Origin of the sequence: Methylobacterium sp. SD274 (assembly GCF_017355285.1) — a bacterium.
In the GTDB taxonomy this organism is placed as follows: Bacteria; Pseudomonadota; Alphaproteobacteria; order Rhizobiales; family Beijerinckiaceae; genus Methylobacterium.
On the sequence record NZ_JADIJP010000002.1, the window covers coordinates 337,248 to 350,344 of the forward strand.

Sequence of the window (13,097 nt, forward strand, 5' to 3'; positions counted from 1 at the left end):
TCGGATGAAACATTTTTTTGATGTTTGCCTTGGCGTCCTTCCACGTAAGCCAAGGGCATGCCGAAACAGCATTCCTCGGCCGTGAAAATTACGCAGTCCCCACTATAAGGAACACTTTCTAAATTTGTCATAGGATAATTTGCGCCCTAGTTTTCCCAGGGGCCTACTTCCTTATGTCCATAGCCAGCAGTCTCAACGTCCGCCTTCCCGTGATGATCGTCGGTCTGGCAATGGTCAGTACTGCCCTCATGGGCAGCCTGAGCTGGTATTCGGCTAGGTCTGGATTGACATCCGCTGTGCAAGAGCGACTGGAATTCGCCGCTACGGCTCGTAAGACCGGGCTGGAACTGATCGCCGACCGCGCCCGCGGCGATCTGATCGCTACCGCCGGCAATAATCAGGTCTCCAGCAATGTCGGCGATCTGGTCGAAGCCCTCGATCCCAATAAGGCCGATTATGCCAGCCTCGTTCAGGCCTTCACCAGCCCGACGACCGTGCAGGAACGCATGGCCGTCGAGGGTACGGGCACGATGTATGGCCGACGCCACGCCAAGGTTCAGGAAGTCGCCCGCAAACTCCTGGAGCGTCCCGGCTATGCCGACCTTCTCTTCGTCGATGAGGAGGGGCGCATTGTCTACACCACGACGAAGGGCGCGGATTTCACCCATAGTCTCTCGGAGCCGGACCTGCAGAAATCCGGTCTTGCCAAGCTGATCGAGCGCCTGAAGACCGCCGAGCCCGACAGTGTTCTGTCGCAGGACTTCGCCGCATATCCCACGGATTCCGGTCCCTCCGCCTTCATGGGCCGTGGCATCTACCGTCGCGCCAACGTCGCCATGGGAACCGGCCAGGCCGCCTCGCGGATCGGCTTCCTCGTGCTGCGCGTGACGCCCGCCCTCTTCGACGCCTCGCTGTCCGAACGGAACGGCCTGGGCGATACGGGACAGGTCATGGCCGTCGGTTCCGATGGGCTGCTGCGCGGTAATCCGCCCCTGAACTCCGCCGTGAAGGCGGGCATGCCCGTCACGATGACCGGGCTTGACGCCGAGAGCCTGAAATCCGGCAAGCCCTTCGTCTACGGCAGCGGCGACAAAGCTCGCCTTGCCGCCACCGCCTCGATCTCGATGCTGGGTTCACCCTGGACGATCGTCGCCGAGCAGGCCCAGAGCGAGGCGCTGCATTCCGTGAACAGCCTGACGAAATCGCTGCTCATGTCGGCTCTCGCGGTTCTCGCCGCCACGGCTCTTCTCGGCCTGCTCTTCGCCCGCAGCATCGTCCGGCCTCTCGGTGCCCTGGCGCGTGCCCTCCAGGCCTTGGCCCGTCGTGAGACCCTCGACGAGGTCCCCGGCAGCCGTCGTGCCGACGAGATCGGCGAGATCGCCCGCGCCGTCGTCACCATCCGCGACATTTCGCTGGAAGACGCTGCCCAGCAGCTTCAAACCACCGAGGCCTCCCGCATGCGCGCCGAGATGGAGCGCCGCGCCCTGCTCAACGAACTCGCTGACAATTTCGAGCGCTCCGTCGGCCGCATCGTCGACGGCGTGTCGTCCGCCTCGGCGAGCCTGCATGACGCGTCGAACAGCATGACCATGACCGTTGACGGCACGGTCAGCCGTTCGACCTCTGTCGCTGCTACCGCCCACCAGACTGCCGGCAACGTCAACGCGGTGGCCGCGGCCGCCGAGGAACTCGGCGCCACGGTGCAGGAGATCGGCCGTCAGGTCGAGCAGGCCGCCGATATGTCGCGCTCCGCCGTCGAGGAGGCGAGCCGTACCGCGGAGACCATGCGCACGCTGTCGGTTGCCGCGACGCGCATCGGTGACGTGGTCGGCATGGTCCAGCAGATCGCTTCGCAGACCAACCTGTTGGCCCTCAACGCGACCATCGAAGCCGCGCGTGCGGGCGAAGCCGGACGCGGGTTCGCCGTCGTGGCGGCCGAGGTGAAGAGCCTCGCCGAGCAGACCTCCCGTGCCACGGCCGAGATCCACCAGCAGGTGGAGGCGATCCAGGGCGCGACCAACGGCGCATCGGGCGCGATCCAGGGCATCGTCTCGCGGATCGAGAGCATGAGCATGGTGACCAGCAGCATCGCTGCGGCGGTCGAGGAGCAGAGTCTCACCACCCAGGAGATTGTCCGCAACATGGGGCAGGCTTCGGCCGGGACCGGCGCGATGACCACGGACATCGAGGAGGTCGCCCGCTCGGCGGCCGAGGCCGGCACCTCCGCCGGCCGGGTCCTGGTGGCCTCGGAAGACCTGTCGACACAGTCCGACAGCCTGCGTTCGGAAGTCGGTCAATTCCTCGCGACGGTGCGGGCCGCCTGACCCATCATGGGCCCCCCGCGTCGACCGAGGGTTGACGCGGGAGGCCCGGAACGTCCACAGCCGGCCCCATTATTGGAGGCCAGCCGATGCCGCCGTTGCTCGCCCTGCCCTTTCCCGCCATCGATCCGGTGGCGGTGGCGATCGGCCCGATCACGATCAAGTGGTACGCCCTATCCTACATTGCCGGCCTCGTCGGCGGCTGGTTCTATGCCCGCCGGCTGGTGGCGGCGGACCGGTTCTGGGGTGTCGTGCGGCGGCCGAGCCTCAACGACATCGACGACCTCATTGTCTGGGTCGCCCTCGGCGTCGTCCTCGGCGGCCGCATCGGCTACGTCCTGTTCTACAATTTGCCGCTCTATCTCGACGATCCCCTCGAGATCCTGGCGATCCGCAACGGTGGCATGTCGTTCCACGGCGGCTTTCTCGGCGCGGTGCTGGCGATGGTGCTGTTCGCCCGATCGCGAAAACTGTCGCCCTATACCCTTCTCGATCTCGCCGCCGTCGTCGTTCCCATCGGCCTGTTCTTCGGCCGCATCGCCAATTTCGTGAATGGCGAATTGTGGGGGCGGATCGCGCCGGATTTTGCCTACGCGGTCGTGTTTCCCTCCGGCGGCCCGCTGGCGCGGCATCCCAGCCAGCTCTATGAGGCGGCCACGGAAGGCGCCCTCCTCTTCGTGGTGATGGCGCTGGCCGTCCGTCGCTTCGGTTTCCGTAAGCCAGGTCTCCTCGGCGGGATCTTCGTCCTCGGCTACGCCGTCGCCCGCACGTTCTGCGAATTCTTTCGCGAACCCGACCGGCAACTCGGATACCTGTTCGGGACCGGAGACTGGCGCTATGGCGGCATCACCATGGGGATGCTGCTCTGCGTGCCCATGGCGCTGATCGGCCTCACCTACATCGCTCTCGCGCTCCGCGGCGTGACGCGGCCGCGCCGGCCCGTCGAGGAGGCGGTGCGGGCTGATACGGCATGACCACGCCGCTCTTCTTCGAGATTCGCGACGAGATCGTCGAGGCGGGGCCGATGAGCCTCGCCCGCTACATGACCCTCTGCCTCGGCCACCCGGTCCATGGCTATTACCGCTCCCGCGATCCCCTCGGCGCACGCGGCGATTTCGTGACGGCCCCCGAGATCAGTCAGATGTTCGGCGAGTTGATCGGGATCTGGATCGCCGTCACCTGGGCCTCCATGGGAGGGCCGAGCGATCTCGTCCTGACGGAACTCGGCCCCGGGCGCGGTACGTTGATGGCCGATGCCCTGCGGGCGCTAGGCCGGGCGGCGCCGGATTTCCAGCCCGCCGTCCATCTCGTAGAGACGAGCCCCCTGCTTCGGGCGGCACAGGCCTCCCGCCTCGGAGCCGTGTCTCCGACCTGGCACGATGGGATCGAGACTCTGCCCGAAGGGCCGATGATCGTCGTTGCAAACGAATTCTTCGATGCGCTTCCCGTTCGCCAGTTCCAGCGTACGGAACGCGGCTGGTGTGAGCGTCTCGTCGGCCTTTCGCCGGATGGCGGTCGTCTCACGTTCGGTCTTGCCGCCGAGCCCGATCGCGAGATCAGCGCACCGGCGCCGGTCGGCCTGCTGATGACCGTTCCAGCACCGGCCCTCGACATCGCGCGAAATCTGAGCCGGCGGATTGTCGCCCAGGGCGGCGCGCTGCTGGCCATCGATTACGGGCATGTGCGACCCGGATTCGGCGATACGTTCCAAGCGGTGTCGGCTCACCGCTTCGCCGATCCCCTGCTGTCTCCCGGTGAGGCGGATCTGACGACCCATGTCGATTTCGCCGCCCTCGGCCGAGCGGCCAGGGGTGAAGGCGCCCGTATCGACGGTCCGCTGGACCAGGGAGCGTTCCTCTTGAACCTCGGTTTGCGCCAGCGCGCTGATCGCCTGAAAGTCGGGGCGAGCCGCGCACAGGCGGACGCGGTCGATACCGCGTTCCATCGGCTCACCGCATCGGGAAAACGAGGCATGGGCAGCCTGTTCCAGGCCATTGGAATCGCCGATCCAAGACTGCCCGTTCTCAGCGGTTTCAACCCGGCCTAACTACGATCTCGGCGGTTTGCGACGACCCTCGGGGCACGGGCGATGCGGTCGCGCAGGTCCTGCGCCTACCCAGGATCTGTCGCAGACTTCGAACAGATGCGGCGGGAATTGGCGGTCATCGCGCCTATCCGTGCCACTCGAACAGCTTCGCTCTATCGAGCCGAACCTCCTCCGGCTCGGATTGCCGAACATTGGCGTTGGGCCTTGTCCGGCTGAGGATTTGCCGAGATGACGCCTGACGCATAAGAACATTCGCCACACCGGGCGATGAAGCGAGGGCCAGGCGCATGAAGGTTGTCGATCTCGATCGGGAAATGGTCAAACGCGGGCTCGACGACGGTTCGATCCTGCTCATCGATGTGCGGGAGCCGCACGAATATTCGGCCGGGCATATTCCGGGTTCGGTCACCCACCCGCTATCGACCTTCGACACGCAAGCGTTGTCGACCCTCATCTCCGAGGACGGGCGCCGCCCGGTCTTTTCGTGCGCGGCCGGTGTCCGTTCGGTTCATGCCTTGGCCGCCGCGCAATCCGCCGGGATCCCGGTGGAGGAGCATTATGTCGGTGGGTTCAAGGACTGGTATCGTGCCGGCGAAACGGTCGAGTCCTGAATATCCGGTGTCCGAAGTCCGGCCGGTCGGCGGTTCGGCGATTATTCCACGCCTCAATCCCATCGCTCCACGGGCTATGTGCGGCAGCGCACGACATCGCGGGAACGGTGCCTTTAGCTCGCTGGGCGCAGGGAAAAGCAACATGATCAAGCGTCCGCTCTCCGGATGGTCGTCCGCGATCCTCCTGTCCGCAGCATTTCTAGCCTTCGCATCTCCGGTCTTCGCGCAGGCGCCCGGCGGGCCGCCTCCCAAAGTGACCACGGCCAAGCCGGTGGTGCGTGAGATCGTCGAAACCGACATGTATACCGGGCGGTTCGATCCGGTAGAGATCGTCGACGTGCGGGCGCGGGTCACCGGCTATCTCGAGAAGGTCAACTTCGTGGATGGCGCGACGGTGAAGAAGGGCGACCTGCTCTTCGTCATCGACCGCCGCCCCTACAAGGCCGCCCTCGACCAGGCCAAGGCCGCCCTCACCTCCGCGCAGGCCGGGCTGACCTTCTCCCAGACCGACCTCGAACGCGCTCAGACCCTGAGCCGCTCGGGCAACATCTCAGAGCAGGTGACGGATCAGCGGCGTCAGGCGTCGCAGACGGCGCAGGCCAATGTCGACAGCGCCGATGCCCAGCTTCGACAGGCTCAGCTCAATTACGACTTCACCGAAGTCCGCGCCCCGATCTCTGGCCGGATCAGCCAGCGCCTCGTCACCGAGGGCAACATCGTCATCACTGATCAGACCCAGCTGACGACCATCGTCTCCTTGGACCCGATCTATTTCGGCTTCACCGTCGATGAGCGTTCGTTCCTGAAATACCAGGGCAGCCTCGGCATCGGCATGGGCCAGACCCAGAAGGGCAAGGGCGTTCCGATCCTGATCGCCTTGACCAACGAGACCAGGCCGACCCGCAAGGGCACGCTCGACTTCGTGGACAACCGGGTCGACAACGCCACCGGTACGGTGCTGCTGCGCGCCACGGTCGAGAACCCGGACGGCTTCATCAAGCCGGGCCTGTTCGGCATCGTTTCGCTGCCGGCGACGAAGCCGTTCCAGGGTATCCTGCTCCCCGACGAGGCCATCTCCGCGAACCAGGACAAGCGCATCGTCTACATCGTGGCCGATGATGGCTCGGTGAGCACCCGCGACGTGAAGCTCGGGCCGAAGGTCGATGGATACCGCGTGATCCGCGAAGGCCTGAAGGGCGACGAGAACATCGTCGTCAACGGCCTGTCCCGCGTCCGCCCCGGCGCCAAGGTGACGGCAGAGGCGAGCACGCTGCCGCCGAGCCGCAGCTGACGCGACCCCATTCTAGACCGGGCCCGCTCGTTTCCGCCTTCCGTTTCAGGGGCGTGACATCTGGCGGGTCCGTGACGGCGAACGAAGAAACATTCCCGCAGAGGTTGCCCAGGGCTCCTATGCGGCGAGAGGTTTGACCGATGCGCTTTGCCCACTTCTTCGTCGATCGGCCGATCTTCGCGTCGGTGACGTCGATCATCTTCCTGATCCTCGGCTACGTCTCCTACGAGTCGCTGCCCGTCGCGCAATATCCCGAGATCGTTCCGCCGACCGTCGTCGTGCGCGCCTCCTATCCGGGCGCCAATGCCGAGACGGTGGCGGCGACGATCGCGACGCCGATCGAGCAGGAGGTGAACGGCGTCGACAACATGCTCTACATGACGTCGTTGTCGACCAATGACGGCAACATGCAGCTGACCGTCACCTTCAAGGTCGGCACCAACCTCGATATCGCCAACGTGCTGGTGCAGAACCGCCTTTCGGTGGCGCAGCCGCGTCTTCCGCCGGACGTGCGCAACCTCGGCGTCACGGTGCGTAAGTCGTCGCCCGACCTGATGATGGTCGTGCACCTGCTCTCGCCCGACAACACCTACGACCAGAACTACCTCTCGAACTACATTTACCTGCGAATCCGTGACGAACTGCTGCGCCTCGATGGCGTCGGCGACATTACCGTGTTCGGCGGCAGCGAATACGCGCTCCGCATCTGGCTCGATCCGAACAAGCTCTCCGCCTACGGGCTCTCGACCACCGACGTCATCTCGGCCCTGCAGGAGCAGAACGTCCAGGTCGCTTCCGGCGCCCTCGGTGCCCCGCCCGCGCCGAAGGACAACGCCTTCCAGCTCGTCGTCCAGTCCCAGGGCCGCTTCCAGACCCCGGAGGAGTTCACCGAGGTCATCGTCAAGGCCAGCGACGGCCGCCTCGTGCGCGTGAAGGACATTGCCCGCACCGAGATGGGCCAGAAGGACTACACCACGCAGTCCTTCCTGAACGGGACCCCCGCCGTCGGCGTCGGCGTGTTCCAGCGTCCGGGGACGAACGCACTCGAAGCCGCCTCGCAGGTGCGGGCGACGATGGAGACGATCAAGAAGAGCTTCCCGCCGGGGGTCGAGTACCGTATCGCCTACAACCCCACGGAGTTCATCGAAGAATCGGTCCACGAGGTCTACAAGACCCTGTTCGAAGCCGTGGCCCTCGTGGTCGTCGTGGTCATCGTCTTCCTGCAGAGCTGGCGCACGGCGCTGATCCCCGTGATCGCGATCCCGGTCTCGCTGATCGGAACCTTCGCGGCCATGCAGGCCTTCGGCTTCTCCATCAACAACCTGACCCTGTTCGGGCTCGTTCTCGCCATCGGCATCGTCGTCGACGACGCGATCGTCGTGGTGGAGAATGTCGAGCGCAACATGGCCGAGGGGCTCTCGCCCGGAGACGCCGCGCACAAGACCATGGACGAAGTGGGCGGCGCGGTACTCGCCATCGCCCTCGTCCTGTCGGCGGTGTTCATCCCGACGGCGTTCATCCCGGGCATTTCCGGCCAGTTCTACAAGCAGTTCGCGTTGACCATCGCGGCCTCGACCATCATCTCGATGTTCAACTCGCTGACGCTGTCACCGGCGCTCTGCAAGCTGCTGCTGAAGCCCCACCACGAACATGCCAAGCCGAAATTCTTCCTGACGCGGTTCTTCGGCTGGCTCGCCGACTTGTTCAATCGGGGCTTCGACAAGCTCTCGCATTGGTATGCGGCGACGATCGGCTTCCTGACCGGACGCATGATCGGCTTGCTCGGTATGATGGTGGTGTATGCCGCGATCATCGCCGGAACGCTGCATGTGGCCACCACGACGCCCACCGGCTTCATCCCGCAGCAGGACCAGGGCTACCTCATCGGCGTCGTCCAGCTGCCGGCGGGCTCGGCTCTGGAGCGCACCACCGCCGTGGTGCGGCGGGCCGCCGACATGGCCCTGAAGGTCGACGGCGTCGCCGATGCCGTCATCATCTCGGGCTTCGACGGGGCGACCTTCACCAACACCACCAACGGCGCCGTGATGTTCCTGGTCCTGAAGGGGGCAAAGGAGCGTGCCACGACGGGTCGGACGGCGGCGGCCATCACCGGCGACGTGTTCAAGGCCACGGCCTCGATCCAAGAGGCCCGCGTCCTGTTCATTCCGCCGCCGCCCGTCCGTGGCCTCGGTACCGGCGGCGGCTTCAAGATGCAGATCGAGAGCCGCCAGAACTCGGCCATCGCTCCGCTGCTGGCCGCCACGAACGAGATTCTCGGTCAGGCGAACCAGAGCAACGACGTCCAGCGCGTGTTCACCACCTTCGGCAACGACACGCCTCAGCTCTTCATCGACATCGATCGCACGATGGCGCGGATGTTGAACGTGCCGCTCGCTTCGGTCTTTGCGACGCTGCAGACCAATCTCGGCGGTGCCTACGTCAACGACTTCAACACGTTCGGCCGCATCTATCAGGTGCGTGCCCAGGCCGACGCGGCCTTCCGCCTGGAGAAGGGCGATATCGAGCGGCTGAAGGTGCGTTCCTCCACCGGCGCGCTCGTGCCGATGGGAACCCTCGCGTCGATCCGCGAGATCAGCGGGCCGCAGATCGTCCAGCGGTTCAACCTGTTCTACTCGGTGCCGATCCAGGGCGATGCCAAACCCGGCGTGTCGACCGGCCAGGCGCTCGCGGCGATGGAGAAGATCGCTCAGTCCCTGCCGGAGGGCTACGCCTACGACTGGACCGAGATCGCCTTCCAGCAGAAGGCGACGGGCAACACCGCGATCTACGTCTTCGGTCTCGGCGTACTCCTCGTCTTCCTGGTGCTCGCGGCGCAGTACGAATCCTGGGCGCTGCCGCTGGCGATCATCCTCGTCGTGCCGACAGGTGTGCTCTCGGCCTTGGGCGCGGTCCAGTTCAGGGGGCAGGACAACAACATCCTGACCCAGATCGGGCTGATCGTGCTCATCGGTCTGGCGGCGAAGAACGCAATCCTGATCGTGGAATTCGCCCACCAGCTCGAGGAGACGGAGAAGAAGGGGCCGGTTGCCGCTGCGGTGGAAGCCTGCCGCCTGCGCCTGCGCCCGATCCTGATGACGGCCTTCGCCTTCATCCTCGGTACGGTCCCCCTCGTCATCGCCACCGGTCCCGGCGCGGAGATGCGTCAGGCTCTCGGAACCGCCGTCTGTTTCGGTATGATCGGCGCGACGTTCTTCGGGCTGTTCCTGACCCCGGTCTTCTACGTGGCGATCCGCAATATACTGATCTGGTTCGCCAAGAAGCGTGGCAAGGATCCGCACGACACCACCCCCGACAAGCACGATCCCCACGCGACGCCGTCGCACGCGTGAAGACAACAAGGTCCGGCGCATGAAGCTCTGCGCCGGACTCGCGGAAAAGGGGTTGCACGGGAAGGACCGTGAAGCTAAGACCCCTCAGCCCGTTACAGGGCGTCGAAGCGGAGCGCAGCCCAGTCAGCGCGTTGGTCCTCGGACCAAGGACTGGATCGGTGTTTTTCGCAGTCGATCGGTAGTCAGGACGGTTCTTGACGGAGTATAGCGCAGCCCGGTAGCGCACCTGTCTGGGGGACAGGGGGTCGCAGGTTCAAGTCCTGCTACTCCGACCATTAAAACGCGGTGACATTGGCCTTCGAGCTTATGTCGTCCGTCCTGACGGAAAGGCCGGGGTGCGCAGCCCCGGCCTTTTTCGTTTGCCCGAGAATTCCGGATTTCGGCATCGACTCCGGATGCATCGCGATACGGCTGAATCGATATCCGACGCTGATCGAGCTGCGGGTACGGCTACGCGGCCGGCGAGGTCGGATTTACCGAGCCTTAGGCCGTCACCCTGCTGAAGGTCGCACCGATGGTCTCCTCGCCGCGCCATACCACGCGGCAGACTTCCATCCCCGCGACACAGGAGGAGTACAGGATGAACGTGTCAGGGACCTGGATGGCTTCCGGGAGGGTGAGGCGCACACCGGAGGCGGATATGTCGTAGACGATGCAGGGGATCGTCGTGTGTTCGTCTATGGCGATCAGGCCAGCCTCGTCCTTGCGGAGCCGCTCATCGATCCGACGCTCACTCATACAAACCTCGCCATTTGCGCCTTCGAGGATGGGTGATCGCCTGCGAAGGAAAGACGAGCGGGATGGATCAAATACGATGCATCGCGGCTCAAACCCGTGTGTTCCGGCCCGTCAGAAGAAGATCGGCCGCGCCGCCGCGTGATGTTCGGCGAGGATCGCGCCCGTCGCCGGGTCGATTTCTTTCAGCACCGCGTCGTAGCCCCAGAGATCCGCCAGATGCTGCAGGACGCGTCTGGCATCGTCGGCCTGGAGCGTAATGCGGTTCAGCGCCTTGTGGTGGACGATGAGGCGGCGGTCGCCCTCCAGGTCGACATCCACCACCTCGATATCGGGATCGAGCCAGGCGACGTCGTATTGTCGTGCGAAGGATCGGCGTAGCTTGCGGTAACCACGCTCGTCATGGATCGCCTCGACGCGCAGTTCGGCTTCGTCGGGATCGTCGACGACGTGGAACAGGCGCATGTCGCGCATGAGCTTGGGGCTGAGGAACTGCGCGATGAAGCTCTCGTCCCGATAATTCGCCCAGATGTCGCGCAGGGTCGCCATCGCGTCACCCGTGCCGGCGATCTCGGGGAACCATTGCCGGTCTTCCTCCGTCGGCTGCTCCACGATGCGGGCGATGTCCTGCATCATCGCGAAGCCGATGGCGTAGGGATTGTGCCCGCCATAGCCGCGCTCGTTGTAGTTCGGCTGGCGAATGACGTTGGTGTGCGACTGCAGGAATTCGAGATAGGCGGCTTCGTTGATGAGCCCCTTCTCCGACAGCGAGGTCATGATCCGATAGTGGCAGTAGGTGGCGCAGCCCTCGTTCATCACCTTGGTCTGGCGCTGGGGATAGAAATACTGCGCCACGAGACGGACGATGCGCAGGATCTCGCGCTGCCAGGGCCGGAGCCTGGGGGCGGCCTTCTCGAGAAAATAGAGCAGGTTCTCCTGCGGTAGCTCCAGCAGCGCCTTGCGGCGCTCCAAGGCGGCGTCCGGCCTGGCGCCGGCGGTCTTTTGCGGGAGGGTTCGCCAGAGATCGTTGTAGATCTGTTCGCCATGCTCGGCCCGCTCCCGCTCGCGACGTTGCTCGGAGGCGAGGTCGGGCCGTTTCTTGCGGGGATAGCGATGGATGCCCTGGCTCATCAGCGCATGCGCGGCGTCCAGCACTTGCTCCACGGCATGGTGGCCGTAGCGCTCCTCGCATCGGGAGATGAAGCCCTTCGCGAAGTCGAGGTAATCGAGGATACCCTCGGCATCGGTCCATTGCTTGAACAGGTAATTGTTCTTGAAGAAGTGGTTATGGCCGAAGGCGGCATGCGCGATCACCAGCGTCTGCATCGTCGCTGTGTTCTCCTCCATGATGTAGGAGATGCACGGATCGGAATTGATGACGATCTCGTAGGCGAGCCCCATCATCCCCCGCCGGTAACCGGCCTCGTGCTGGGCGAAATGCTTGCCGAAGGACCAGTGCTTGTAGAAGAGCGGCATGCCGATGGAGGCATAGGCGTCGAGCATCTGCTCGGCGGTGATGATCTCGATCTGGTTCGGGTACCAGGACAGGCCGAGTTCCCGCGCCTCGGCCTCGCACGCGTCATGGATTCGGCGGATGGTGTCGAAATCCCAGTCGTTCCCGCTGAACAGGGGTGTCTGGCGGCCCGCGATCGTTTGGGGAAGCGTGAGTGTCATGCGTGGTCCCGATCTATGCGTCGGTATAGTCCGTCCGCCTCATCGCTGAAGACCGAGAGGCCGGAACAGGTTTTCCCTCCTCCGTAGCGGGACGAGGGTCGCGCGCGAGAGCGCCGCTCACCCCTCCGCCTCCGCCCGGGCGTCCTTTCGCCCGAACAGGTCGCGGAAGACGGGGTAGATGTCGCGGCGGTGGTTGACCTTGCGCATGGCGATGGCGCCGCCCGATTTAGCGAGCCCCTCATAGGTGCGCCAAAGGGTGGTGCGGTGCTCCACGAAGCCGGCGCGAGGACCGTTCTCGTCGCCGACTTCGAGATAGGCGAAGTGCTGACAGGCGGGCAGGATATGCGCCCGCAGCAATTCCGTGGCAGTCGGGCCGTCGCTGGAGACGTTGTCGCCGTCAGATGCCTGCGCGGCGTAGATGTTCCAATCATCCGGGCTGTAGCGCTCGGTGATAACGCGCTTCATCTCCACCAAGGCAGACGAGACCAGGGTGCCGCCGGTCTCGCGCGAGCCGAAGAACGTTTCTTCGTCCACCTCCGTCGCTTTGTCGGTATGGCGGATGAAGACGATCTCGACGTGGCGGTAGCGCCGCGTGAGGAAGATGTGCAGCAGGATGTAGAAGCGCTTGGCCAGATCCTTCATGTGCTCGGTCATCGAACCGGACACATCCATCAGGCAGAACATGACCGCCTGAGCGATGGGGCGCGGATAAGGCTCGAAGCGGCGGTAACGAAGATCGATCGGGTCGACATAGGGAATGCGCCGGGTGCGCTCGCGCAGGGCTTCGAGGGCGAGCTTCATATCCGGCAGAAGCGGGTCGGTCCCGTGGGCGTCGGCGATCCGCGCCTCGAGTTCCGCGATCTCGTTCGGCTTCGGCCGCTTCAGGGCGATGCGGCGCGACATGGAATTGCGCAGGGTGCGCGTCAGGGCGAGGTTGGCGGGCGAGCCGGACACCGTATAGCCCGCCCGACGCAGTCCCTCGGTTTCCACCACGGAGAGGCGGCGCTTGGCGAGGTCGGGGAGTTCCAGGTCTTCGAGGAAGAGTTCGAGGAACTCATCCCGCGTCAG

General features: G+C 64.8%; 9 protein-coding genes and 1 tRNA gene. 7 read left to right on the plus strand and 3 right to left on the minus strand.

Going from position 1 to position 13,097, the window contains the following annotated elements; genetic code table 11:
- Positions 1–173: 173 nt before the first annotated feature.
- The 7 genes from IPV08_RS03395 to IPV08_RS03425 all read left to right on the plus strand — a co-directional run bounded on the left by IPV08_RS03395 (position 174) and on the right by IPV08_RS03425 (position 9,895).
- Positions 174–2,324 carry a methyl-accepting chemotaxis protein gene (locus IPV08_RS03395; protein ID WP_207410748.1) on the plus strand — a complete coding sequence of 717 codons (2,151 nt, stop codon included), beginning with the start codon at positions 174–176 and terminating at the stop codon, positions 2,322–2,324.
- Between the two features lie 86 nt (positions 2,325–2,410).
- Complete coding sequence (lgt, locus tag IPV08_RS03400) at positions 2,411–3,295, plus strand: prolipoprotein diacylglyceryl transferase (RefSeq protein WP_207410749.1); 885 nt, start codon at positions 2,411–2,413, stop codon at positions 3,293–3,295.
- Positions 3,292–4,368: an SAM-dependent methyltransferase gene (locus IPV08_RS03405; protein WP_207410750.1), complete on the plus strand. Its 1,077-nt coding sequence runs from the start codon at positions 3,292–3,294 to the stop codon at positions 4,366–4,368. Before lgt ends, IPV08_RS03405 begins: the two co-directional genes overlap by 4 nt.
- 287 nt (positions 4,369–4,655) lie before the next feature.
- The gene (locus tag IPV08_RS03410) at positions 4,656–4,979 is read left to right on the plus strand and encodes a rhodanese-like domain-containing protein (RefSeq protein ID WP_056429916.1); all 324 of its coding nucleotides are present in this window, start codon (positions 4,656–4,658) and stop codon (positions 4,977–4,979) included.
- A gap of 142 nt (positions 4,980–5,121) precedes the next feature.
- Positions 5,122–6,270 carry an efflux RND transporter periplasmic adaptor subunit gene (locus IPV08_RS03415; protein ID WP_207410751.1) on the plus strand — a complete coding sequence of 383 codons (1,149 nt, stop codon included), beginning with the start codon at positions 5,122–5,124 and terminating at the stop codon, positions 6,268–6,270.
- 140 nt (positions 6,271–6,410) lie between these two features.
- A complete protein-coding gene (locus IPV08_RS03420; protein ID WP_056429910.1) occupies positions 6,411–9,620 on the plus strand; it encodes a multidrug efflux RND transporter permease subunit in 3,210 nt (1,069 codons plus the stop codon).
- Positions 9,621–9,818: 198 nt separating this feature from the next.
- Positions 9,819–9,895: transfer RNA gene (locus tag IPV08_RS03425), tRNA-Pro, on the plus strand.
- A 208-nt stretch (positions 9,896–10,103) separates the two neighbouring features.
- Here the strand turns inward: IPV08_RS03425 and IPV08_RS03430 are convergent.
- From IPV08_RS03430 to IPV08_RS03440, 3 genes are all read right to left on the minus strand, one after another.
- The gene (locus IPV08_RS03430; protein ID WP_207410752.1) at positions 10,104–10,358 is read right to left on the minus strand and encodes a PilZ domain-containing protein; all 255 of its coding nucleotides are present in this window, start codon (positions 10,356–10,358) and stop codon (positions 10,104–10,106) included.
- 111 nt (positions 10,359–10,469) lie between these two features.
- Entirely contained in the window at positions 10,470–12,029 is a 1,560-nt protein-coding gene (locus IPV08_RS03435; protein WP_207410753.1) for a SpoVR family protein, read from the minus strand.
- Between the two features lie 117 nt (positions 12,030–12,146).
- Positions 12,147–13,097: YeaH/YhbH family protein (locus tag IPV08_RS03440; RefSeq protein WP_207410754.1), on the minus strand; the 951-nt coding region annotated here is incomplete at its 5' end.